This is a genomic window from Colwellia sp. Bg11-12 (assembly GCF_014076955.1).
Classification (GTDB): domain Bacteria; phylum Pseudomonadota; class Gammaproteobacteria; order Enterobacterales; family Alteromonadaceae; genus Colwellia_A.
This window is the reverse complement of the sequence record NZ_JACGUZ010000071.1, coordinates 225,223-248,370: the sequence shown is the minus strand read 5'-3', so window position 1 is coordinate 248,370 and position 23,148 is coordinate 225,223. Positions and strand designations below refer to the sequence as shown.

Sequence of the window (23,148 nt, the reverse complement as noted above, 5' to 3'; positions counted from 1 at the left end):
GTTTTTCCTAAATTTTATTAATATTTAAATTATCTTCTAGATCAATGAATACTCATCATTTTGCACTCGCCTACATGGATGTAGGTATTTAGGCTCAGTCGGCAACAATAACCTGCGTTTCAGGGTCTCGTAACTAGAGACAGAGACAAGTTCAGTATGACGACTTTTACATTTTTTTACCTAAAGAATTAATGCCCAACAGTGCTTGTTGCCATTCTTGCGGTGTGTTGCTATTAAATAAGCACTGTGACGACTTTATTGCTAAAGCCTGATGCGGTACTTGTGCAAACATAGAACGAATAGAAGGGCCCTTTTTTATCTTGCTATTACTTTTGGTTAAACCACTGGTATTACCTTGTAAGTATTGCATAAAATGCGTAGTAAAAAATTGCTCAACAAAAGCATTATTAGGTAAATAAAGCGGTAGAAAATGATCGGTAAAAAAGCAGGCTTTTTGGGCTAATTCACCTTTGATTTTTAACTGCGCAAGTGTTTCCTTGGTCATTAAAGGTAAATCAACCGGTAAAATGAGTAATGATTTAGGCTGGTATTTTTTAATCACGCTATAAATGCCACCCATTGGGCCAAGGTCGGCAAATTGGTCAGTAACATAATTTTCGCTGTTCACATCAGTTCCATCAACATAACCACTGACAACAATATTATTTATACCTATATTTTTCAGCAAGTTTTTACTGTAACTAAGCATATTTTCTTTGCCATCTGCTTGCCCATTCACCGCAGTATTTTCACGCATTAACAAGGCTTTATTAGTGCCCATCCGAGAAGATTTTCCGCCCGCTAATACCACGCCTAAACACGCTTGATTAAACAAATTTGCATTCATCTTAGCCGCCCAACATCGCTAGATTTTTAGTGGCACCGGTCAATTTGTCCTGCAAGAAATGTGTGGCTTTTTTATCAGTCATCATGGCGCGAATTTGTTCTTTCAACGGTTCGACATCATCTTGTTGTAAATATTCTTTGAGCGGTAAACCTTCTTCGGTAAATAGGCATAAATGCAATTTACCTAATGAGCTTACTCTTAAACGATTACAGGTATTACAAAAGTCTTTGCTGTACGGCATAATTAAACCAATTTTTCCTAAATAATCAGGATGATAAAATTCTTGTGCTGGCCCTGCTGCTTTATCATTAACTACAGGCAACCAACCATCGAGTATTAAATTTTGTTTAATGCGTGCACCTTGTACATGTTGCGCATCAAAAAATTCCTGGTTATCACCGGTTTGCATTAACTCAATAAAACGTAAAGTCACTGGAGTCACTTTCAGCCAATCAAGAAAGGTTTTAATATCGTGACCGTTGTATTCACGCATTAATACCGTATTAATCTTAATCGTTGTACGACCATCGGCCAACGCCATATCAATACCTTTTAAAATATGGGGTAATTTATTATGACCGGTGATCGAATGAAACATGCGCGGGTCGAGACTATCAATACTAATATTAATCGCGTCGATCCCAGCATCTAACCAACTTTGTAAATGCTCAGGTAATTTATACCCATTGGTCGTTATTGCGACTTTTTTAATACCGGGGGTTTGCTTACATGCAGCGATAATTTCAGGTAAATCTTTGCGCAGTGAAGGTTCGCCACCCGTGATACGAATTTTCTCTGTCCCCATTTGAGCAAAAGCATTAGCTACACGCTTAATTTCGTCAAAGGATAAAAAGTCACGATCATGGTCGCATGAATAACCATCAGGTAAGCAATAGGTGCAACGGAAGTTGCAAACGTCAGTTATAGAGAGGCGCAAGTAATAAAACTTGCGACCGAAGTTGTCTGTTAACATCTCACCTTTCCAAATGTAGGGAGGCTAACAAGTTTCCTTGTTAACCCTGGTGGTTATAGCAAAATTACTATGAACCACGGCTTAAATAGCATTCTAAAAAAAGATTTAGCTAGAAAAGCTCGGCGAATAATTCAATTAATGAATGGTAGTATAGTAAACTATTTCACTATTAAAATACGGCTTGATAATAAGTAATTTTGATTTGTATCAAAAACTGATGACTTAAAGCATGTTCTTTGGCCGCGAATTTACGGCATAATAATGTATTCTTATGCCATTAAGTGACTTCCATTGAGCGCTTATAGGTATTACACGCAAGCGGCGCTAATTTACCGCATAATAAAAAAAGAGTTACCTATGGTTGATTGTTGTTCTGCTCCTGGACTATTACCTTTCGAACAAGCGATGGAAAAAATGTTATTGGCTATAAAACCAATAACTGAATCTGAATCTATTCCTTTAGCGCAAAGCTTAAATCGCGTGTTAGCCAATAATATATCAAGCCCATTAAATGTGCCTCCTCATCATAATTCAGCTATGGATGGTTATGCGTTTACCTTAACAAGTTTACAGGCGACTAATAAATTAACAATGGTAGGTCGGTCGATGGCTGGCGCTCCTTTTCAAGGGGAATGTAAGGCAGGTGAATGTATACGTATTATGACGGGTGCAAAATTGCCAAGCTGTTGTGATACTGTAGAAATGCAAGAAAACTGCCAAGCAAACGATACCAGCATTACCTTTCTAGAAACGCGAGAATTTAACGATAACATACGTTTTTCTGGCGAAGATATTGCCATAAACCAACAAGTATTTACCCAAGGTAAAAAGCTCTCTGCAATTGATATTGGCGTACTCGCCTCTTTAGGTGTACCCACAGTGGAAGTTTTTCGTAAAATTACGGTAGCGGTATTAGCAACCGGTGATGAACTAAAGTCTCCTGGGGAAATGCTTAATGATGGTGATATTTATGAAAGTAACAGTCATGCGTTAATCGCTATGTTAACCAAGCTCAATGCCACGGTTATTAACTTTGGTATTATCGCCGATGACGAACAGGCAATACGCACAGCCTTTGAGCAAGCAGACCAGCAAGCTGATGTCGTTATTTCTTCAGGTGGTGTTTCTGTAGGTGACGCCGATTATACTAAACTGATACTTGAACAATTAGGTGAAATTGGTTTTTGGAAAATAGCCATGAAACCAGGTAAACCTTTTGCCTTTGGAAAACTCCCCAACAGCTATTTTTTTGGCTTACCCGGTAATCCAGTTTCTGCTTTGGTTACAGCGCATCAATTAGCGGTCCCTGCGTTATTAAAGTTGCAGAATGCCCAACCAAAAAAAATGCCTTTATTGAGAGTGAAAACAGCAACGCAATTAAACAAACGTGCCGGACGCATGGATTTTCAGCGGGCGGTTTTGTCAACAAATGAGCAAGGTGAAATGACCGTTACTAGTACAGGTGGTCAAGGCTCTGGCATCTTAACCAGTATGTCTTCAGCTAACTGCTATATTATTTTACCGGCGAGTCAAGGAACGGTATTAGCAAAAGAAATAGTGAATGTGCAATTATTTGATGACGTTATCCAATAACAGCCTTTAAAGGCGAAGCGAGCTTTAACATCTTGATGAAAAATACGGCTAAAAAACATTATGACCGTTAAAATATATTGCCTGCCAGGTACCATGTGCGATCAACGCTTATGGCAGGCTTGCACTGAGCACTTACCTGAAAATATTGAGCTTATTCATATTGCCATCCCGGTAAAAAGAAATATCGATGAAATAGTCACTGCACTTAAGCAACAATTCCCTGCAGGAAAAATAAATTTAGTTGGATTTTCTTTAGGCGGTTATTTAGCTTCGGCTTATGCATTGAAATACCCGGAAAAAATCAACAAATTACTGCTTATTTCTAATATGTCTTACTCGTTACCAGAGGCTGAATTAAAACAGCGAAGTCGAACGATCGCTTATTTAAAAACTCATGGTTATTTAGGGATCCCCACAAAACGAATCACCGCCTTGCTTGATGTCAGTAAACAAAAAAACTATGACATCATTAACTGTGTGCGTGAAATGGATACAGACCTTGGTAAAGAAACGCTTATTTATCAATTAACAGTAACAACCCAGCGTGAAAATTTATTAATAAAACTACCAAAGCTGCACTTCCCTATTCAGTTCTTAATTGGCGATAACGACTTACTGGTTAAGATCAATCTTATTGAAGCCATTGCAACGCAATCTCCGCTTATTTCTTTATCAGTACTTAATAACACCGGTCATATGTTACCCCTTGAACAGCCAGAAAAGTGTGCACTTAACATCAAGCGTTTTTTTATCGAGTAATGATACCAATTCTACTTAGTTTCTTCCCGCTCAGCGATATTTAGAAGGTTTAGAGGCAAGGCATTGATTGATGAGAATGGTTATTCCCTTATCAAAATCAATAACGCAGCCTGTAAGCCTTTTAAACTCGCCCTTCGGGAGTTTCCCAGCGATTCGATAACTACAGAGAATTACTTTCATATAGAATAGCTATATACAAAATAATTCTATTTGTTCTCAAAGCGCTGGGAAAATCTGAGAGGGAACTAACTAAGTAGACTTGGTATAAGTAAACAAGGTAAAATAGCGCATTATTTTTATGCCAAGGAATTCCCGTTGAGCCAGCTTAGTTTTTCCACCTTAAAACTCAAACCTGAGTTAATTCAAAATTTAGAATCTATGGGTTATCAACAGATGACCGACATTCAAGCACAGAGCTTACCCACCATTATTGCCGGTGGCGATGTTATTGCCCAAGGTAAGACTGGCTCAGGAAAAACAGCGGCATTTGGCTTAGGTGTTTTAGAGAAGCTTGACGTAAAACGTTTTCGTATTCAATCACTTATTCTCTGTCCAACGCGTGAATTGGCTGACCAAGTAGCGAAAGAAATTCGTAAATTAGCCCGTGCTATTCATAACATCAAAATACTGACCCTGTGTGGCGGTATGCCTTTTGGTCCACAAGTTGGCTCACTAGAACACGGTGCTCACATTATCGTTGGAACACCTGGCAGAATAGAAGATCACTTAGGTAAAGGTACGTTAAAGTTAGACGATGTGAACATGCTCGTACTCGATGAAGCCGATCGTATGCTAGAAATGGGCTTTCAAGCTTCTGTTGATTTTATTATTAGCCAAATTCCTCAACAACGACAAACCTTATTATTTAGTGCTACTTACCCACCAGAAATTGCCGATATTGCTAAAAAAATAATGCAATCACCAACAAAAGTAACGGTTGAGGGCAACCATGAAGAGAGCACTATTTCACAACACTTCTATAAAGTAGAAAATGACAGTGAACGCATTGACGGTATTCGCTTATTATTATTAAAGCATCAACCAGAATCGAGTATCGTTTTTTGTAATACCAAAAAAGACGTACAAATAGTTGTCGATGAGCTACGCAATTATGGCTTTAATGTGCAAGATTTACATGGCGATTTAGAGCAAAGAGATCGTACCGAAGTATTAGTGCGCTTTTCTAATAAGAGTATCTCAATTCTAGTCGCGACTGATGTTGCCGCGCGTGGTTTAGATATTGATGCCCTAGATGCAGTTTTTAATTATCATATCGCTCGCGATAGCGAAATACATGTGCACCGTATTGGACGAACAGGACGAGCAGGAAGCACCGGTATTGCTTGTTCTTTTTTTAGTGAAAAAGAAAGTTACAAAATAGGTTTATTAGAAGATTATCTTGACCGTACTATTGAAGGTGAATTACTGCCTGATGCTAGCGTATTAAACGCTTCAGTGTATGCGCCTAAAATGGCGACGATACAAATAGACGGCGGTAAAAAGCAAAAAGTTCGTGCTGGCGATATTCTTGGCGCACTTACTGGCGATAAAACTATTTCAGGTAGCGAAGTGGGTAAGATCCAATTATCAGATAACTGGGCTTATGTGGCTATCAGCCGAAAATTTGCCAAACAAGCCTTTAAAAAACTCAGTGACGGCAAGTTAAAAGGCCGAAAATTTAGAGTGAGGTTGTTATAGTCAACACCGTAAAATAGTGCTTAAGAATAACGAGGTTTTATAAAACGATTGTATTTAATTAAAAACCTCGTATAGTACTGTATTCATATACAGCTTAAATTGTATTGTATAGGCTGTTTTATCATCTATGATAAAACTATCAAGCGTAATATTGATCAGGTAAGGAAAAGTAATGGCAGTTGAAAGTCGATTTGTCGTCATTAGACAAGGTGTGGAGGTAGAAACATTCATGGACAAAAAAGCAGCAGACGAGTATGACAAAATGCTTGATATGGCTGATAGCTTAGCCGAAATGTTTGAAGGAACCACATTAAATATTGATGAGAAAGTGCGTGAAGAACTTTGTATTTACTTAGCTAAAAATCGTGAAGAAGTGCTTGTTGCACTCCAGGCCAAAAAAGCTAAGCCAGAGACCCCAGCAAAGAAGAACGTAGCCGCGCCTGCTGAAAAAGTAAAAAGTAGTGAATTACCTTTAGAAACTGAAGCAGTTGTAAAAGTAAAAGCACCACGAAAAGCTAAAGCAAGTTAAATGACTTGAATTAATGCACACCAACTTTAAATATATTTAGTTATGTTGTCATATCAGCTTATTCGTAGTGTCAAAAGAAAAACGGTTGGCTTACAGGTTAAGCACGGGAAAATAATTATCCGTGCGCCAAAATATGTATCCGAGCAAGATATTGCTCATATTGTTAAATCAAAAAGCATTTGGCTGCAAAGAAAAATTGCCGAACAAAACGCCCAACCTGCCGCTAAAAATGATTATTATCAACAAGACAGCCAATTACTGATTAATGGTGAACGTAAAACCCTTGATATTCATTATGGGCTATTTCCTGACGTCACCTTTGATCAAGATATTATCATTGTCACACTTTCTGATAAATTAAAAACAAAAATTGCAGCTGATATTAAACAGCAAGATAAATATGTAAAACAGCAACTTCAAGCTTGGTTAAAGCAACAAACTCAACTTTATATTGATCAAAACCTGTGTCACTACGCAGAAAAAATTGGCGTTTTACCTAAGTCATTCAATGTAAGATTGTATAAATCACGCTGGGGAAGTTGTAATAGTAGAAAAGAACTGAGTTTTAGTTCTTTATTAGCAATGACACCTAAATGGATCATCGATTACGTAATAGTTCACGAACTGTGCCACCTTCGGCACATGAATCATTCAGCTGATTTTTGGCAATTAGTTGCCTTACACTATCCTAACTACTTGTTAGCAAAAACTTGGCTAAAATCTTACCAAAGTCAATTGCAATGGCCTACGATTTAACTACCAAGCTCACCTCATAGCGATAAATCGGCACGCAGGTAAAGACGGTGCAAGCTCGATTTAAAAACTTCAATATCAAAAAATGAAAATTCGCAAAGATATCTAAACCTTACAATAAATTATTGGCACGAATATCGCTTATCTTTTACTCACTAATTTAAATTCACCAGAGAATGACAACCTACTATCCGTTGTTATTATCAAGAGATGAAGAGATAAGATATGAAACTAAAAACCTACAACTGGAAAGCAGCGGCGATTTATACCCTTTCTGCAATAATGTCTATTATGTTAATTAATGTAATCATTAGCTTATGATTTACAGGGAAGATGTTTATAATATGTTGCAACATTAGGTTTTCTTAATTTTATTATAAATAAAAGCATAATAAATCAGCTTTTTGTGCTTTATTAATTAACAGTGCACTTTATTTAAGGTAGATTAGCGTTATAGAATAAAAATAATAAAGGATGCCCAATCACATGAGCTTTTCAGTTCTTGTTTGTGATGACTCTAATATGGCACGTAAGCAAGTTTTACGTAGCTTACCCGAGCAACTATCAGCCAATGCACAATTAGCAACAAATGGCCAAGAAGCCGTTGAGCTTTTACGGAGTCAAGAATTTGACATTCTTTTTCTAGATCTTACGATGCCAGTTCTCGACGGTTTAGGTGTTCTACAAACACTAAAAGATGAAAATATTACCCCTGCAATCTTCGTTATATCCGCTGATGTTCAACCAGAAATGCAAAGTAAAGTCCTTGAGTTAGGCGCGAAAGCTTTTTTGCGTAAACCCGTTCAATTAGATGTGCTTAATACTCATTTACAAAATAATGGTTTTTTATGAGCGATCTCAGCTTAAATGAAGATCAGCAAGATTGTTTACAAGAAATTATCAATGTTGCTATGGGTCAAGCAAGTGATCAACTTGCTCGATATTTAAACACCTTCGTTTATTTGAAAGTACCTAGTATTGAACAAGTTAGCACAATTAGTCTCCTTGATATGTTAAATAGTAACGAGAATTCTGCTGCTGTTGTCAGTCAGGGCTTCTTTGGTTATGAAGGCATTCGTGGTGAAGCACTTCTGATGTACAAGCCAAAGGACTCTGATCGTCTCGGCGACTTACTTGGCTATGAACCTGATGAATTATCCGTTGAAGAACAAATTATCGACCTAAGCTCTATTTTAACCACCACGTTCTTGAATGTGTTTGCCAAACAAATAGAGAATCAGATGTCTTATAGTGCTCCACGCCTGTTAGCAGGCTCACAAAGTGCGATATCCGATCATCTTGCTCAACAGTCTTTTAATTGGGACTTAGCATTAAAAGTTAAAATAACTTACCAAGTAACTGATTATTCATTTAATTGCGACATGGTTTTATTTATTCCAGAATCCGCCATTATTAACATCAAAACAGTAATCGACAGAATTCTGGAAGCGTTCTGATGTCTCCCGATGATATTTGTACTGATATTGCCAACAAATTAAATACCGGTATTATTATCATTGATAGCAAGTACAATATTGTATTTTGGAATCGCTATTTAGAAATTCATGCCGATAAAAAGCCTGAAAATTTTATTGGTCAAGATATTTTCCAAATTTTTCCTGAGTTGCCAGAAAAGTGGTTAAAAAGAAAAATTGAAAGCGTCTTTCAGTTAAAGACACAGTCTTTTTGTTCTTGGGAACAAAGACATCACCTTTTTGAATTACCCCATACTCGCCCTATCACGACAAACAGTCACTTTATGGCACAAAACTGTACCTTTTTACCCCTTGAAGCTAAAGAGGATAATGAGCACGTTTGTATTCTTATTGAAGATGTTACCGATGTATGCCATTACCAAACCCAACTCAATAAGACACTAGAAGAGCTTGCACAAGCCAATCGGATCGATGGTTTAACCCAGATATTTAACCGCAAGCATTGGGAAGAATGTTTAGAAAAAGAGTTTTCACGCGCTCGTCGTTATCAACATGGTTTAGCACTGATCATGTTCGACTTAGATCATTTCAAATTACTTAATGATACTTATGGGCACCTTGGCGGAGATCTCGTACTAATAGAAACAGCAAAAGTTATTAGTTCATTATTACGTTTAGGTGATTTATTTGGTCGCTACGGCGGTGAAGAATTCGCTATTATTCTCCCTAATACTGATATAATCGGTGCGCTTGATGTTGCTGAGCGAATTCGAATTGCGATCAGTAAAAATGTCATTAACTTTCAAGAAACTGAAATAAAAGTTACTGCTAGTGTTGGTGTTGCTGTTATTAGCGAAAAAGACACTCGCTATGAAGACTTAATATCCAATACAGACCTTGCTCTATATGATGCTAAAGCATCTGGAAGGAATATTGTTTGTGTTGCAAAAGATTTGATTCAAGTTAAATAATTGAATAAAATTCCCTTAATATACAATATAAACAACCTTTCTTCCCTTTTTTGAATAAAATATAACTTTTTATTCAGAAATAACTATTGACAGTAAAACACTGCTCAGGCATTTTATAACCATGAAAACATTTGTCCGTCGTATTACCATTATTATTATTACTACCACCCTCACAGGGATGGTGGTCATCGGCTGACGTGTAAAAAACACAATAAATAAAAGCCCGTGACTCTTAAAGTTCCGGGCTTTTTTTGTTTTAAGGTTTTTGAATCTTTGTAAATGCTTTGGCTCGCAAAGCATTTACAATAAAAAGGAAGTAAAATGCGTGTATTAAAATTTGGTGGTTCGTCTCTCGCCTCAGCAAAACGTTTTGTGCAAGTTGCCAAAATCATATCTGACCAAAGTAATGACTCTGCTGTAGCAGTTGTTGTTTCAGCTCCGCAAGGCGTAACGAATCATTTAGTTGCTATGGCAGAGAATATTAGCGATGAAATAAAATTACAAAATGATTTAAAACATTTCAGAAAAGCAATTATTAGCATTATTGATGATCTTGGTGCTAGCTTACCCAATTTCAGTCCCGTGCACGCAGAGCAAACCCTTATAAACTGGGAGCATCAGCTTTCTCGTTTTTTACAGGGCGCGACAATGCTGTCTTATTGCCCAGACCATATACGCGCTATTATTATCAGCATAGGTGAACGTTTAAGTGTTGCGTTGCTTGAATCCGTATTAAGCGCACAAAATATTGAGACTTCAGTCATTGAACCAGAAAAATTTTTAATCACCAATGATGCATCACTTAATGCGGTCGCTGATTTAGTTCTGTCAAAAGAAAACTTTCAAAACCATTACAACAAACTCAATAAAGTCGCCTTAATGCCGGGTTTCATTGGTGTTAATAAACAAGGGCAAGTCACTACACTTGGTAGAAACGGTTCTGATTATTCTGCAGCCGTTCTTGCTGTTTGCGCTCAAGCTGAATGTTGTGAAATATGGACAGATGTTGATGGTGTTTTTAACGCAGATCCTCGCCTGATTAAAGAAGCAAAATTACTGGATTATTTGTCTTACCAAGAAGCAATGGAACTTTCATATTTTGGCGCTAGCGTGCTACACCCTAAAACAATTGGCCCCATTGCTCAATTTCATATTCCTTGTTTGATTAAAAATACGGGGAACCCTGCGGCACCAGGGACTTTAATCTCTAATGAAGATGACAAAACTAAAAAAGTTAAAGCAATATCTAATCTTGATGACTTAACCATGATTAATGTTTCAGGCCCCGGCATGAAAGGAATGGTTGGGATGGCGAGTCGTGTATTTGCGGCAATGAGCCAAGAAAATATTTCTTTAGTACTTATTAGCCAATCTTCTAGTGAATATTGTATTAGTTTTTGTATTCATACCTGTGATGCTGAATTAGCTGCGCAAAGTCTGCATCAAGAGTTTGAACTAGAGTTACTGAACGGTTTACTTGAACCTCTAAAATTACAGCATGAACTCTCCATTGTTTCACTGGTCGGTGACGGCATGCACCATCAACAAGGAGTTGCCGCTAAGTTTTTTAGCTCATTAGCTCAAGCTCGCGTCAATGTTATTGCCATCGCCCAAGACTCTTCTGAGCGTAGTATTTCTGTTGTAGTAGAGAAACGTAAATGTACTGATGCAATGAAAGTCAGTCATCAAAATTTCTTCACTCATAAACCGACTATTGATGTATTTCTTGTTGGCTGTGGTGTTGTTGGAAGTGAACTTATTGCACAAATAGCGCGTCAACAACCTAAACTTAAAGCACAGAATATTTCCTTAAAAGTGTATGGTATTGCGAATAGTAAAGGCATGGTCTTTAATAAAGAAGGCATTGATCTAGAAAACTGGCAAGCAGAAATGAATAATGAATCAACACCAGTAAGTGTTGAAAATATAAAGGCTTTTGTTCGTGACAATCATCTGATAAATCCAGTTTTAGTTGATTCAACTTCAAGTGAATCTCTAGCAATGAGTTATCTTAACTACCTAGAAGAAGGTTTTAATATTGTTACACCCAATAAAAAAGCCAATACCGATTCTTGGGAATATTATCAAGCGCTTCGAAGTGCTGCGCAAAAAACAAACCGCCGTTTCTTATATGAAACAACCGTAGGTGCAGGCTTACCTGTAATTGACACATTGCAAAGCTTAATTAAAGCAGGCGATGAGCTTGTTCGCTTTGAAGGCGTACTATCGGGTTCACTTTCTTATATTTTTGGTAAGTTAGAAGAGGGTATGACTGTTTCTCAAGCAACCGCTATTGCAAAAGAAAATGGCTTTACCGAACCAGATCCTCGCGACGACTTAAGTGGATTAGACGTTGCACGTAAGTTGCTTATAATGGCCCGTGAAGCGGGAATACCGCTTGAATTATCAGATATATCTATAGAACCAGTATTACCCGCAAGCTTCGATGCGAGTGGCAGCGTCAGTGAGTTTATGAAGAACTTAGTTAATATTGACGATGAATTTTCGCAACGCGTAAAAAATGCTCAAGAAGAAGGTAAAGTTTTACGTTATATTGGTAATATTGTCGATGGAAAATGCAAAGTTGCTATTGAAGCTGTTACCAGTGATCACCCCCTTTACAGTGTTAAAGAGGGTGAAAATGCCCTAGCCATCCATAGCCGTTATTACCAACCATTACCCTTCGTATTACGTGGTTATGGTGCAGGAGCTGCAGTAACAGCCGCTGGCGTTTTTGGTGATTTATTAAGAACACTAGCATGGGAGCAACAACACTAATGACTCTTTCCGTTTTTGCTCCAGCATCAATTGGTAACCTCAATGTTGGTTTTGATGTATTAGGATTAGCTGTTAAACCCATTGACGGTACTTTATTAGGTGATGTGGTTTCGATAGAACCTTCTCATGAAAATAAGCTTATTGTTATTGGCGAATTCGCCAATAAATTACCGGGTAAGGTCACAGATAATATTGTTTGGCATTGTTTGGTTTTATATAATCAAGCCCTTGAAAAAGAAAAACAACCCATACAGCAAGTGCTGTTAACTTTAGATAAAAAAATGCCTGTCGGCAGTGGCTTAGGATCAAGCGCATGTTCTGTTGTGGCGGCATTGGTTGCACTCAATGAATTTTATCAGCAATATTTCGATGAAAAAACTCTGTTGTTCATGATGGGTGAAATGGAAGCAAAAATAAGTGGCAGTTTACACTATGACAATGTTGCTCCTTGCTATTTAGGTGGGCTAAAATTAATGGTGCCAGACAAACAGGTTATTTGCAGAGACTTGCCTCAATTTGATGATTGCTATTACGTAATGGCCTATCCTGGCATTAATGTCTCAACAAAAGCAGCACGAGACGTTTTGCCTGCTCAATACAGTCGCGCTGATGCCATTACTTTCAGCCAAAACTTAGCCACTTTTGTTGATGCTTGTCACCGTCATGATAAAGAACAAGCATTTTCAGTGCTCAAAGACGTGATTGCAGAACCATACCGTAAACACTTGTTACCTAAGTTTGAACAATCCAAAATTTATCTCGAAGAGCAAGGCCATTTAGCGATAGGTATTTCAGGCTCAGGACCCACGCTATTTTGTGTCAGTGAGTCACTTGAAAAAGCTAGCAGCGCTGCACGTTGGTTACAGAAAAATTATTTACAAACAGACTCTGGTTTTGTCCATGTCTGTCAGGCTGATTTAGCGGGTGCGAGTAAACTACCTACTTAGTCACTTTATTAAAAAGTAAAAAACACCAAATTTATTAGGAATATGTTGTGAAATTTTATAATCTAAAAGAAAACGATGAACAAGTCAGTTTTGCGGGTGCAGTAAAGCAAGGACTAGGTAAAAACCAAGGGCTTTTTTTTCCAGAAACAATCCCTGTTTTAGACAATATTGACGAATTACTTGCTATGCCATTGGTAGAAAGAAGCGTACAAGTACTCTACCCTTTTGTTGAAGGTGATTTAACCAAAGATCAATTAACCGACATTGTCACGAGTGCCTTTAACTTTCCCGCACAAATTCAACCGATCAATAAAGACAGAGCAATACTCGAACTTTTCCATGGCCCAACGCTCGCCTTTAAAGATTTTGGTGCACGCTTTATGGCTAAATGCTTACAAGTATTTAGCAAAGACAAAAAGATCACCATATTAACAGCAACGTCTGGTGATACAGGTGCTGCTGTTGCCCACGCTTTTCATAATATTGAAAATATTCGCGTAGTGATCCTATATCCAAAAGGAAAAATTAGCCTGCTACAAGAAAAAATGTTTACGACCTTAGGTGGTAATATTGAAACGCTTGCTATTGATGGCAGTTTTGATGATTGTCAGGCCTTAGTAAAAAAATCATTTGATGATAAAGAGCTCGCCACGACCATAGGTTTGAACTCTGCTAACTCAATAAATATCAGCCGCTTATTAGCTCAGGTATGTTACTACTTTGAAGGTTTTGCTCAGTTATCTCGTCAAAAGTGTAAAACTGAGTTGAATGATGTTGTTGTTTCGATTCCCAGTGGTAACTTTGGTAATTTAACCGCTGGCTTATTTGCTAAAGCACTCGGTTTACCGATCAAAAGATTTATTGCGGCAACAAATGCCAACGATACTGTGCCTCGTTATTTAAAAACAGGTGAGTGGACCCCTCACACGACTGTTGCAACGATTTCAAATGCGATGGATGTTAGCGATCCAAACAACTGGCCACGCGTAGAGCACATGCTAAAATCGGGTATTGTACCCAGCGATTGTGTTAACGCTGTATCTATTGACGAAGAACAAACACAGTCAGCGGTTTTACAGCTTGCTAAGCTCGGTTATATTAGCGAACCACACGCAGCTATTGCCTATAAAGCCTTACAGTACAATGCCAACGAAGACGAATTTGGCGTATTTTTAGGAACAGCGCATCCGGCAAAATTTAAAGATGTTGTAGAAAGTATTTTAGGTCAACCTATTGGCTTACCTAAAGAACTTGCTGACTGCGCCAGCGAAACCATTTTATCAAAAGATATGGCCGCTAACTTTAGCGACTTACGTGACTATTTATTATTAAACGATCACTAATATCATCATTAATTAAATGGCTATTGCTCTGCTAAAAACACGCTTATAATGGCCGTTAATTTAAATTAACGGCCTTTTTTATGACTACCAAGATCAAGCCGCAATGGCAAAAAATCATCAATGAACAACAAGCTAGACCTTATTTCATTCAACTAAGCCAAGAAATTTCTCAACAAAGAACTGACGGTGAAATTATCTTTCCTGTACAAAGTGATGTATTTAATGCTTTTTGTTATCAAGATCTTAAAGATATTAAAGTCGTTGTTTTAGGCCAAGACCCTTATCACGGTGAAAACCAGGCCCATGGTTTAGCTTTTTCTGTGCAAGCTGGTGTCAAAGTTCCTCCCTCTTTAGTTAATATTTATAAAGAACTTACCAATGAATTCAGTGATTTCAAGAAACCCAATCACGGTTGCTTAACGCAGTGGGCTGAGCAAGGTGTTTTATTGCTTAATACGGTATTGACAGTAAAAAAGGCACAGGCACACTCTCATGCTAAATTAGGCTGGGAAACGTTTACTGATGCCGTTATAAATAGCATTAATGAAGAAAACAGGGGGTGTGTGTTTTTACTCTGGGGAGCTCATGCACAAAAAAAGGGGAAAAGTATTAATACTGATAAACACTTAGTATTAAATGGTCCGCATCCTTCGCCATTGTCAGCCTACAGAGGTTTTTTTGGCTGTCAGCATTTTTCAAAAGCGAATGAATGGTTATCTTCAAAAAACAGACAAGAGATAAATTGGCATTTACCCGAAAAAATTTAATTTTCACATCACAATACCAAGCCCTTAAAATACGCATAAAAAGGGCTATTTTTATTCACACGGTTTTATACCCTATTACTTGAATAATCCTAAATTTCTATCTGTAACGGCATCACGCCAACCACCTAGCCATTCTGATTTAGCATCAGTATTTTGATAAGGACATTTTTCTTTCGTTTTACCGGTAAGGCCTGCTTGATAGCCATTAGAATTTGCTCTACCTAGACGATCTCTTTTCTTTCTTTGCATGGTTAACTCTCCATCATTGCCTTGTTATATATTTTATTACTGTCGAATTAAACAGCAACCGACAATTCAGTTAAGATTAATCAAGAGACTAAATCAAGTCATTTAAAGGTTAAAAAAGTGCTTAATAAGAAATTATTAAGGGATGAAAAAAATTTACTTTTAGATTAAATAAATAAAACAATTTGTTACCGAAAAACGTTATTACCTATAAATATTAAAAATTTATTTTTATAAAAAATTATTTTAATGTTCTGGAATACCTAAACCGCTTGAACGTAAAAGAGGTTCTAACATACCTTCAAGACCATTGAGTTTGACTTCATAAATTAATTCCAGTTGCTGCCCTAACTTCCCCTCTGGAAAACCTTTTGATTTAAACCAAACTAAATAAGGCTCTGGCAATTTTAATAAAGGCCTGCCTGTATATTTTCCAAAGGGCATTATTTGATTCACAGCGTCGAGTAAAGCTTGTTGATCTGAAAACATATTTTTCTAACCATTAAATTTTCCAGCGAAGATGATAACCCATAAAGCTTTTGACATCATAAAAGTGTCACACGCTCTATTTATAATCAATACGAAATTATCGACAACTTCACACAGGGAACGGATATGTCCATAGTAAGAAAACGTAGTGCTGCACACAAAGCTTATATTCCTTCAAATGCGCGAGACAACCAATATATTTTAGCTGAATTTGCAGTTACTGATGAATTAATAAAGTTAGTTTCTCCAAACATTTCAACTAATAGCGCTCAACCTTACTATAATTTTTATCAAAACTTGTCACAGTTATTATTTACGCTCAGCAATGATTATGAAATAAAAAGTAGCTTGTTTATTGCTAACGACAAATTAGTACGTGTTCGCTACAGCCAAGAAATGCATCAATGGCAAACTAATCAGCAAATTTTATTTTATTACGATCCACAAAACCATGAACTACAAAACTCTTTTTTTGATGCCAGTATTCGTGCAAAAAAAATTACGTTGTTATTCTTAGCTTCAGGCGACGATATTCGTTTCAACGCTGCCATATTCCATCAAAAAGTAACAACATTACTTCATAGCTTTTCTGAGCAAATAAATTTACCGAATAAGGCTATTCGCCTGCGTGACCATCAGCATCTCACCTATGATTTATTTGCTAAGAATAAGGGCTGTTTAGGGACACAAGCACATAAGTTACGCCCCATTTATGACCGTTATAATTCTCATAATGTTGTGATATCACCCGACTGCTCGGCAATCAGTTATGCGGTTATTAACTTAACCATTGATAATCGTTTATTGGGTTTAGTTGATATAGATGCTAATTCTAAAGACCCCTACAATCCACTTTATACCTACTTAACCGATACTTTTTCACTGGTGGCAAAGCGATTTAATTTAAACAACGGCGCCTTAATTGCTAATGGTTTAGTGCCAATTGTTCGTCATAGTTTGCATGAAATAATTTCAAAGATAGGTGAACTACAAATGTTAGGTTATAACCCTAAACAAAGCCCTTGTGGCTTGGTTAGCAAATGGAAAGCGGATGAACTGGTTGATAATGTACAGTTGATTTTTGTTGCTACTACTGAGGATTCACAGCATAGCGGATACGGGAGATTTATTAATCAAATAGAGCAAGCCATGCGTTTATTAGCAACAGAGCTTGAAATTCCAATCAATAAAGATGAACTAACCGTAAGGTTTCATCAGCATATTGCTTATGACTTTCAAGAATAATGCTTAACGAGCGCCGGTATTAACCGTTGGTTTTTTTTGCAGCTTCCTTTGTAACGTTCTGCGGTGCATTGAAAGCTGACGTGCGGTTGCTGAAACATTACCATTATTAAATTTTAATACCTGTTGAATGTGCTCCCATTCAACTTGCTCAGTTGAAAGCGTTGGCTCATTTTTAATCTCTTCCCCTCTATTGGAAGTAGGCATTGAGTGTTTTATAGAAGAATTATTATTTTTAGCTAATGCCGATAACAACGTTTGTGTATCTACCGGTTTAGTGAGGTAATCATCAGCGCCAAGTTTTATTGCGTCAACAGCAGTAGCAATACTCGCAAAACCAGTTAAAAGAATAATGCGACTATGTGGTAGCAATTTTCTCATGGGAGTAATCAAATTCAAGCCACTCTCATGATGAAGCTTCATATCCAGTAATATAAATTCAGGTAACTGACGATGACAAGTTAATAACGCATCATTAATATTATCGGCTAACCAACAGCTATATCCATATTTTTCCATACGCCGTTTAAGCATACTTGCAAAAGCGCTATCGTCTTCAACAATTAATAGTTTCATTCACTTCACTTTACATACCATCAGTAATTAAGGGTAATTTTAACGTTACTAAAGCGCCACCATCAAGATGATTGGTTAAGGTTAATCTTCCACCTAATCGCTCTAAACTTGCATGACTCAAAAATACAGCCATACCTAAACCATGCTTGCTATTGACAGGTTTAACGCCTAACTCACTTAACGTTGAGGGAGTAAAACCCCGACCAAAATCACGAATACTTAGCAGCCAGTTTATTTGATCACAGGCACTGGATAGTTCAATTCTATCACTATTATTCATTTTAGTTGCTTGGACGGCATTATTGACTAAATTTAAAATCGCCGGTAATAAAGAGGCATCTGCTAATATTTCTGCGCTTTTACCTAATGGAGACTGATTATTATTAGGTAAAAAATTAGCACTAATCTCTGGGTAATTAAGACTAATATGTTCAGCGACCTGTTTAATAATGTCAGTACAATAAACTACCTTTGATTTTTGCTCTTTTATCTCAAAAACCATTTCACGAAATTCAGCTAAACTTTCACTACAGCGTAATAATTGTAATTGAAGGTCTGCCACCACCGGGTGTTCTGGTAACTCATCACTGAGCTCATCGACCAGTAGCTGTACTGTAGCAATAGGCGTGGCGAGTTGATGCGTTATTTGTGCTGAAGCAACACCTAATGACATAACTTTTTCTTGCTTTAATTGCTCTTCCCGAAAAGCCGCTATCGCTAATTCTTTCTGGGAAATTCTTCGAGCCATTCTCCCAACAACTGTAGCAACAACAATGCTAGAAAATAGAAAGTTAATCCACATACCAATAAAGTGACTTTCCATATTGCCATGCATAACTGACATGGGTAATAACCAAAGTAAAACACTGTAAGAAGCAATAGCTAGTAACGCAACCCCCCCTAACATTAGCGGGGGTAATGTTACAGCTGCAATAGCAATAGGGATAAGCAGTAAAGAGACGAAGGCATTAGTTGCTCCACCACTGTAATAAAGAATAAGCGCTAGAAATAAAATATCAGCACAAACTTGCCCAAGTAAAGCAAACTTATCTGCTTCTTTACCCGAACGATAATATAAATAGCTCGCTAAGGTAAATAAAATTTCGCTAAAAATAACAATGATTAACGGTAACCAAGGAAGTTGATATGCTAAAATTACATTAACAAAAAATATCAATATAAGCTGAATGATAATTGCCACACTACGCAGTAAGAGAACCGTGCGAACTTGATTGAATTTTCGAAAAAATAAAGACATAACGTTTGTTCTAGTTAATAGTATGTGTTGATATTACGCTAATTTTTACCTTTAAAACGGATCAAAAATAGTTTTTTTTAAATTTCAGATAAAAACATATAGACATCTAAACGTCTATTGCTGTACAGTTATTTTAATTACATATATTAAGGTTAATTTTAATGTCATCACATGAAGAAAAAATCACACTAGCTGGCGGTTGCTTTTGGTGTATTGAAGGTGCATACAACCAATTAATAGGAATTAAATCTGCAATCTCAGGTTATATGGGCGGTAGTGCCGCACTAGCAACCTATGAAGATGTTTGCTCAGGTCAAACGGGTCATGCCGAAGTTGTGCAACTAACTTTTGATAACAGCGAAATAACGAGTCGTGAAATCTTAGAAGTTTTCTTCACACTGCACGATGCCAGTCAGTTAAATCGTCAAGGCAACGATATAGGTACTCAGTATCGTTCAGGAATTTTTTATCACAATAAAGAGCAACAGCAAATTGCTGAAGATATTATTAAAGAAGTCGACGCTAGTAATATGTATAGTTCAGCTGTCGTGACCGAAGTAACCGAAGCATCAGAGTTCTTCTCTGGTGAAGATTTACATCAAGACTATTTTAATAACAATCCTGGCAACCCTTATTGCCAAGCGGTTGTTTCGCCAAAATTAGCAAAATTTAGAAAAACCTTTGTAGGTAAACTAAAACCTACAGAGACTTAGACTAAATAGATAGCTGATGTAGCTGAAAACTTTATATTAAGGCTTCATCAATATTTTTTATCTGGGTATAGGCCACGTTTTAAGTCTCTCCTATAAATAATAAGTGAGACTTTTAATGATTTACATACCGATGATTAATGACTTAATACATCAAGGTGTATAATTTTCTTCGATATTTATTCGCTAATGGATCGCCATCAGGCAAGGCCTTTAGCACATCAAGATATAAGTCTTTGCTCGCCGTGTCTGCACTATCTTTTTGCATGAGTCTAAATAATAATACCAACGCTTCTTCATGACGATTAACTTGGCTGTACTGGGCAACAAGTTGATGTTGTAGTTCTATATTATCCGTATCATTTGCGAGTTGAGCTTCTAGCGCTTTAATTTCAGGTGAGTCGGCCGCTTGGCTCGCGAGTTCAAGCTTAGCGATAAGTGCATGGTAGTAGCTGTCTTGATCAACCATCATAATCGTAGCTAATAATGACTCAGCTTCCACTACTTTACCTGTTTGCAAATAAACATCCGTCAACATTAATTTAATATCAGCACGTTCACTGTTGAGTTGATAAGCATTATTGATCACGGTAAAAGCATCATTAACATGATTATCTGCTAATAATTTTTGGGCCTGAATAAGCAGCAAATCTTCTTCTTTAGGTAAATGATTCGCTAAAAACTCTTTGATATGCTCATCGTTTTGCGGTCCAGTTAATCCGTCAAGTGGTTGACCATCTTTAACTAAGATAGCTGTAGGTAGCCCTTGAATACCAAACTGTTGGGCAATTTGTTGCTGAGTTTGACAGTCGACTGTGGCATATAATATATATTCTTCAAAACCTTGTAAGCCATGGGCTAACTTATCTTTTAGCTCTAAACTTTCCGGTACCTGCGCCGCCCAAAAGTCGACTAAGACTAACTTGGTCTTTGATTCTTCTAAAATAACTTGTTGAAAATTTTCTAGGGTAATTTCAATGGCATTTGTAGTCACATTCACTTCCATTTAGTTTATTGATGAGCGTCTATAATCTATATTTTGGGGCGATTATAGAAAGCTCAAGTGCCCTAACGCAAAAAGCTGAATTCCAGCAGGAATTCAGCTTTTTGCGTTAGGCGTGATAATAATTAGACTTCGCTCAATAACTCACGAGCAATAATTATTTTTTGAATTTCGCTCGTACCTTCATAAATAGTGGTAATGCGGACATCTCGTGCCATACGCTCTAATGGATATTCTTTAATGTACCCTGCACCACCCATCAATTGTAATGCGTCGTAACAAGCAATATTGGCTTTTTCAGCAGCAAATAACTTCGCCATAGAAGCTGATTTACCAAACGGTAAACCTTGTTCTTTTGTGTAAGCCGCTTGCATAAGTAACAGGCGGGCAGCTTCTAAATCAGTGTAACGCTCAGCGAGCTTCCATTGTAAACCTTGGAAGTTTGATAATGCTTGGCCAAATTGCTGACGTTCAGTAATAAATGCACGGGCGTAATCCATAGCGGCTAAACCAATACCTAACGCTAATGAGCCAATACCAATACGACCACCAGCAAGTTCGCCAACAGCAACGCCAAAGCCTTTATTTTCTTTACCCATCATAGCTGATGCAGGTATACGACAATCGTTAAAATTCACTTCATTGGTCGGTGATGCTTTTTGTCCCATTTTGTCTTCAGGTTTGCTTACTGTGATACCTGGCGTGTTTGCTTCCACTAAGAAACATGAAATGCCCTTCCCTTTTCGCGCTGTAGGGTCGGTTACCGCCCAAACAACAAAGATATCGGCAAAGCTAGCACTGGTAATATAAAGTTTACTACCATTTAACACGTATTCGTTACCATCAAGTACCGCTGAGGTTTTCATACCTGCGGGATCAGAGCCTGCACTATTTTCGGTTAAACAAAAAGCACCTGCTTTATATTCACCACTACAAATTTTAGGCAAATAATTTTGCTTTTGATCCTCATTACCCACCGCTTGAATAACCTCGGCAACCATATTGGTTACTGAAGTAGTAACCGCAGTTGAGGCACAGGCTCTTGCTATTTCGGTTATTGCTAAACTAAAAGCAACCGTACCGGCTTCTACGCCGCCATACTCTGCTTTAATATTTAACCCCATAAAGCCCAGTTCAGTTAGTTGCGCAAGCTTATTGAGAAAAAGTGTTTGATCTTGGGTTTCATCAAGTTCGGCCGCTACAGGAGCTAATTCACTTTCGGCGAATTTTTTTGCCATATCTTGAATCATCATCTGTTCTTCGGTTAATGATAAATTCATTACTTACTCACTTTTGTATTTGTATAGGATGAACATTTGAAAATTATTTCTCATGTAATATCTTTATTATTATTTCTTTTGTGTCTTAACTAAACGATATCAAAATCGATTAAGATCAATTAACCATTATAAACCACAGTAATGCGACGCCGAGTACTAACCGGTAGATAACAAATGGCATCATACCTACTTTTTCAAGTAATATGAGAAAGTAATGAATACAGGCATAAGCACTAAAAAAAGCTAACACACTGCCTAACCCGATAGCGTTCCAGTCAACAGGACCCGTTTCGGTAATTAATTTTAGCGTTAAATAACTCCCCGCCATAGCAATAGCAGGAATGGAGAGTAAAAAAGAAAATCGTGCAGCATTTTCTCGGCTTAAACCTAACATCAAACCAATGGTCATCGTGATACCTGAACGCGATGTACCAGGAATTAATGCGACAGCTTGTGCCAAACCAATGAGCATGGCGCCTTTAAACCCTAACTTTTCAAAATCAATATGCTCAGTCGTTTTTCTTTTACCCGCTTTAATATCAGCATAGCCAAGTAAAAAGCCAAAAATCAAGGTAGTAGCAGCAATCACCGCGGCAGTTCGCAAATGCGCTTCAATAAAGTCTTTGCCAAGTAAACCAAAGATACCTAATGGGATAGTGGCAAATAATATCCACCAAGCAAGCTTGCCATCAAAGCGGGTATTATCTCCCTTAATACTGCCAACCCAAGCAACCGCCATATTGGCAACGTCTTTACGAAAATATAAAACAACAGCAAGTAGCGTCCCCACATGTAAAGCAACATCGAGCGCTATGCCTTGGTCTTTCCAACCTAAAACAGCAGAAGGTAATATTAAATGCGCAGAGCTTGATACCGGTAAAAACTCCGTTAAACCTTGTAAAATAGCTAAAATAAATATTTCTGTGATGGTCATTGGTTATTATGTTCCT

General features: G+C 37.4%; 23 protein-coding genes and 1 riboswitch. Of the genes, 14 read left to right on the top strand and 9 right to left on the bottom strand.

Features of this window, described 5'->3' with window-relative positions; genetic code table 11:
• Positions 1-166 precede the first annotated feature (166 nt).
• Together H4J39_RS10060 and moaA are read right to left on the bottom strand one after the other, a co-directional pair.
• A complete protein-coding gene (locus H4J39_RS10060) occupies positions 167-847 on the bottom strand; it encodes a molybdenum cofactor guanylyltransferase (protein WP_259368805.1) in 681 nt (226 codons plus the stop codon).
• Position 848: 1 nt separating this feature from the next.
• Positions 849-1,820, bottom strand: a complete 972-nt coding sequence (moaA, locus tag H4J39_RS10055; protein ID WP_182227902.1) for a GTP 3',8-cyclase MoaA — start codon at positions 1,818-1,820, stop codon at positions 849-851.
• A riboswitch (molybdenum cofactor riboswitch) is annotated at positions 1,807-1,957 on the bottom strand. Its footprint overlaps the gene before it by 14 nt.
• 220 nt (positions 1,958-2,177) lie before the next feature.
• Here moaA and moeA point away from each other — a divergent pair.
• From moeA to ung, 12 genes are all read left to right on the top strand, one after another.
• Positions 2,178-3,413, top strand: a complete 1,236-nt coding sequence (gene moeA / locus H4J39_RS10050; protein WP_182227900.1) for a molybdopterin molybdotransferase MoeA — start codon at positions 2,178-2,180, stop codon at positions 3,411-3,413.
• A 60-nt stretch (positions 3,414-3,473) separates the two neighbouring features.
• The gene (locus tag H4J39_RS10045) at positions 3,474-4,172 is read left to right on the top strand and encodes an alpha/beta fold hydrolase (RefSeq protein WP_182227898.1); all 699 of its coding nucleotides are present in this window, start codon (positions 3,474-3,476) and stop codon (positions 4,170-4,172) included.
• A gap of 315 nt (positions 4,173-4,487) precedes the next feature.
• Positions 4,488-5,870 carry an ATP-dependent RNA helicase DbpA gene (dbpA, locus tag H4J39_RS10040; RefSeq protein ID WP_182177186.1) on the top strand — a complete coding sequence of 461 codons (1,383 nt, stop codon included), beginning with the start codon at positions 4,488-4,490 and terminating at the stop codon, positions 5,868-5,870.
• A gap of 172 nt (positions 5,871-6,042) precedes the next feature.
• On the top strand, positions 6,043-6,399 hold the full coding sequence (locus tag H4J39_RS10035; RefSeq protein WP_182227896.1) for a YebG family protein: 357 nt from the start codon (positions 6,043-6,045) through the stop codon (positions 6,397-6,399).
• A 42-nt stretch (positions 6,400-6,441) separates the two neighbouring features.
• On the top strand, positions 6,442-7,155 hold the full coding sequence (locus H4J39_RS10030; protein WP_182227894.1) for a M48 family metallopeptidase: 714 nt from the start codon (positions 6,442-6,444) through the stop codon (positions 7,153-7,155).
• Between the two features lie 483 nt (positions 7,156-7,638).
• The gene (locus H4J39_RS10025; RefSeq protein WP_182227892.1) at positions 7,639-8,004 is read left to right on the top strand and encodes a response regulator; all 366 of its coding nucleotides are present in this window, start codon (positions 7,639-7,641) and stop codon (positions 8,002-8,004) included.
• On the top strand, positions 8,001-8,609 hold the full coding sequence (locus H4J39_RS10020) for a chemotaxis protein (RefSeq protein ID WP_182227890.1): 609 nt from the start codon (positions 8,001-8,003) through the stop codon (positions 8,607-8,609). The genes H4J39_RS10025 and H4J39_RS10020 overlap by 4 nt, the downstream gene beginning before the upstream one ends.
• Positions 8,609-9,559: a sensor domain-containing diguanylate cyclase gene (locus H4J39_RS19310; RefSeq protein WP_182227889.1), complete on the top strand. Its 951-nt coding sequence runs from the start codon at positions 8,609-8,611 to the stop codon at positions 9,557-9,559. The genes H4J39_RS10020 and H4J39_RS19310 overlap by 1 nt, the downstream gene beginning before the upstream one ends.
• 321 nt (positions 9,560-9,880) lie before the next feature.
• Complete coding sequence (thrA, locus tag H4J39_RS10010; protein ID WP_182227887.1) at positions 9,881-12,337, top strand: bifunctional aspartate kinase/homoserine dehydrogenase I; 2,457 nt, start codon at positions 9,881-9,883, stop codon at positions 12,335-12,337.
• Positions 12,337-13,284 (top strand): homoserine kinase, encoded by a 948-nt coding sequence (thrB, locus tag H4J39_RS10005; RefSeq protein ID WP_182227885.1) that lies wholly within the window; start codon positions 12,337-12,339, stop codon positions 13,282-13,284. The genes thrA and thrB overlap by 1 nt, the downstream gene beginning before the upstream one ends.
• A 47-nt stretch (positions 13,285-13,331) precedes the next feature.
• Complete coding sequence (thrC, locus tag H4J39_RS10000; protein ID WP_182227883.1) at positions 13,332-14,627, top strand: threonine synthase; 1,296 nt, start codon at positions 13,332-13,334, stop codon at positions 14,625-14,627.
• Between the two features lie 80 nt (positions 14,628-14,707).
• The gene (gene ung / locus H4J39_RS09995; protein WP_182227881.1) at positions 14,708-15,394 is read left to right on the top strand and encodes a uracil-DNA glycosylase; all 687 of its coding nucleotides are present in this window, start codon (positions 14,708-14,710) and stop codon (positions 15,392-15,394) included.
• Positions 15,395-15,469: 75 nt separating this feature from the next.
• On the opposite strand, the gene rmf is transcribed toward ung, so the two are convergent.
• Both rmf and H4J39_RS09985 read right to left on the bottom strand, forming a co-directional pair.
• A complete protein-coding gene (gene rmf / locus H4J39_RS09990; RefSeq protein ID WP_182177196.1) occupies positions 15,470-15,643 on the bottom strand; it encodes a ribosome modulation factor in 174 nt (57 codons plus the stop codon).
• A 243-nt stretch (positions 15,644-15,886) separates the two neighbouring features.
• The gene (locus H4J39_RS09985) at positions 15,887-16,129 is read right to left on the bottom strand and encodes a DUF3820 family protein (protein ID WP_182177197.1); all 243 of its coding nucleotides are present in this window, start codon (positions 16,127-16,129) and stop codon (positions 15,887-15,889) included.
• Between the two features lie 126 nt (positions 16,130-16,255).
• Here H4J39_RS09985 and H4J39_RS09980 point away from each other — a divergent pair, with 126 nt between their 5' ends.
• Positions 16,256-17,374 carry a DUF3083 family protein gene (locus tag H4J39_RS09980; protein ID WP_182227879.1) on the top strand — a complete coding sequence of 373 codons (1,119 nt, stop codon included), beginning with the start codon at positions 16,256-16,258 and terminating at the stop codon, positions 17,372-17,374.
• A gap of 3 nt (positions 17,375-17,377) precedes the next feature.
• On the opposite strand, the gene H4J39_RS09975 is transcribed toward H4J39_RS09980, so the two are convergent.
• Together H4J39_RS09975 and H4J39_RS09970 are read right to left on the bottom strand one after the other, a co-directional pair.
• The gene (locus H4J39_RS09975) at positions 17,378-17,947 is read right to left on the bottom strand and encodes a response regulator transcription factor (protein WP_182227877.1); all 570 of its coding nucleotides are present in this window, start codon (positions 17,945-17,947) and stop codon (positions 17,378-17,380) included.
• Between the two features lie 10 nt (positions 17,948-17,957).
• Positions 17,958-19,205, bottom strand: a complete 1,248-nt coding sequence (locus tag H4J39_RS09970; protein WP_182227875.1) for a HAMP domain-containing sensor histidine kinase — start codon at positions 19,203-19,205, stop codon at positions 17,958-17,960.
• Between the two features lie 161 nt (positions 19,206-19,366).
• Here H4J39_RS09970 and msrA point away from each other — a divergent pair, with 161 nt between their 5' ends.
• Positions 19,367-19,918, top strand: a complete 552-nt coding sequence (gene msrA, locus H4J39_RS09965; RefSeq protein ID WP_182227873.1) for a peptide-methionine (S)-S-oxide reductase MsrA — start codon at positions 19,367-19,369, stop codon at positions 19,916-19,918.
• A gap of 142 nt (positions 19,919-20,060) precedes the next feature.
• Here the strand turns inward: msrA and H4J39_RS09960 are convergent, their stop codons facing one another.
• From H4J39_RS09960 to H4J39_RS09950, 3 genes are all read right to left on the bottom strand, one after another.
• On the bottom strand, positions 20,061-20,909 hold the full coding sequence (locus H4J39_RS09960; RefSeq protein WP_310649739.1) for a tetratricopeptide repeat protein: 849 nt from the start codon (positions 20,907-20,909) through the stop codon (positions 20,061-20,063).
• A gap of 134 nt (positions 20,910-21,043) precedes the next feature.
• Entirely contained in the window at positions 21,044-22,198 is a 1,155-nt protein-coding gene (locus H4J39_RS09955) for an acyl-CoA dehydrogenase family protein (RefSeq protein ID WP_182177204.1), read from the bottom strand.
• Positions 22,199-22,313: 115 nt separating this feature from the next.
• The gene (locus H4J39_RS09950; protein ID WP_182227869.1) at positions 22,314-23,132 is read right to left on the bottom strand and encodes an undecaprenyl-diphosphate phosphatase; all 819 of its coding nucleotides are present in this window, start codon (positions 23,130-23,132) and stop codon (positions 22,314-22,316) included.
• Between the last annotated feature and the right edge of the window lie 16 nt (positions 23,133-23,148).

Coding starts and splice junctions, on each gene's coding strand:
- H4J39_RS10060 (WP_259368805.1), bottom strand. CDS start 847: ATGAATGCAAATTTGTTTAATCAAGCGTGTTTAGGCGTGGTATTAGCG.
- moaA (WP_182227902.1), bottom strand. CDS start 1,820: ATGTTAACAGACAACTTCGGTCGCAAGTTTTATTACTTGCGCCTCTCT.
- moeA (WP_182227900.1), top strand. CDS start 2,178: ATGGTTGATTGTTGTTCTGCTCCTGGACTATTACCTTTCGAACAAGCG.
- H4J39_RS10045 (WP_182227898.1), top strand. CDS start 3,474: ATGACCGTTAAAATATATTGCCTGCCAGGTACCATGTGCGATCAACGC.
- H4J39_RS10035 (WP_182227896.1), top strand. CDS start 6,043: ATGGCAGTTGAAAGTCGATTTGTCGTCATTAGACAAGGTGTGGAGGTA.
- H4J39_RS10030 (WP_182227894.1), top strand. CDS start 6,442: ATGTTGTCATATCAGCTTATTCGTAGTGTCAAAAGAAAAACGGTTGGC.
- H4J39_RS10025 (WP_182227892.1), top strand. CDS start 7,639: ATGAGCTTTTCAGTTCTTGTTTGTGATGACTCTAATATGGCACGTAAG.
- H4J39_RS10020 (WP_182227890.1), top strand. CDS start 8,001: ATGAGCGATCTCAGCTTAAATGAAGATCAGCAAGATTGTTTACAAGAA.
- H4J39_RS19310 (WP_182227889.1), top strand. CDS start 8,609: ATGTCTCCCGATGATATTTGTACTGATATTGCCAACAAATTAAATACC.
- thrA (WP_182227887.1), top strand. CDS start 9,881: ATGCGTGTATTAAAATTTGGTGGTTCGTCTCTCGCCTCAGCAAAACGT.
- thrB (WP_182227885.1), top strand. CDS start 12,337: ATGACTCTTTCCGTTTTTGCTCCAGCATCAATTGGTAACCTCAATGTT.
- ung (WP_182227881.1), top strand. CDS start 14,708: ATGACTACCAAGATCAAGCCGCAATGGCAAAAAATCATCAATGAACAA.
- rmf (WP_182177196.1), bottom strand. CDS start 15,643: ATGCAAAGAAAGAAAAGAGATCGTCTAGGTAGAGCAAATTCTAATGGC.
- H4J39_RS09985 (WP_182177197.1), bottom strand. CDS start 16,129: ATGTTTTCAGATCAACAAGCTTTACTCGACGCTGTGAATCAAATAATG.
- H4J39_RS09980 (WP_182227879.1), top strand. CDS start 16,256: ATGTCCATAGTAAGAAAACGTAGTGCTGCACACAAAGCTTATATTCCT.
- H4J39_RS09975 (WP_182227877.1), bottom strand. CDS start 17,947: ATGAAACTATTAATTGTTGAAGACGATAGCGCTTTTGCAAGTATGCTT.
- H4J39_RS09970 (WP_182227875.1), bottom strand. CDS start 19,205: ATGTCTTTATTTTTTCGAAAATTCAATCAAGTTCGCACGGTTCTCTTA.
- msrA (WP_182227873.1), top strand. CDS start 19,367: ATGTCATCACATGAAGAAAAAATCACACTAGCTGGCGGTTGCTTTTGG.
- H4J39_RS09955 (WP_182177204.1), bottom strand. CDS start 22,198: ATGAATTTATCATTAACCGAAGAACAGATGATGATTCAAGATATGGCA.
- H4J39_RS09950 (WP_182227869.1), bottom strand. CDS start 23,132: ATGACCATCACAGAAATATTTATTTTAGCTATTTTACAAGGTTTAACG.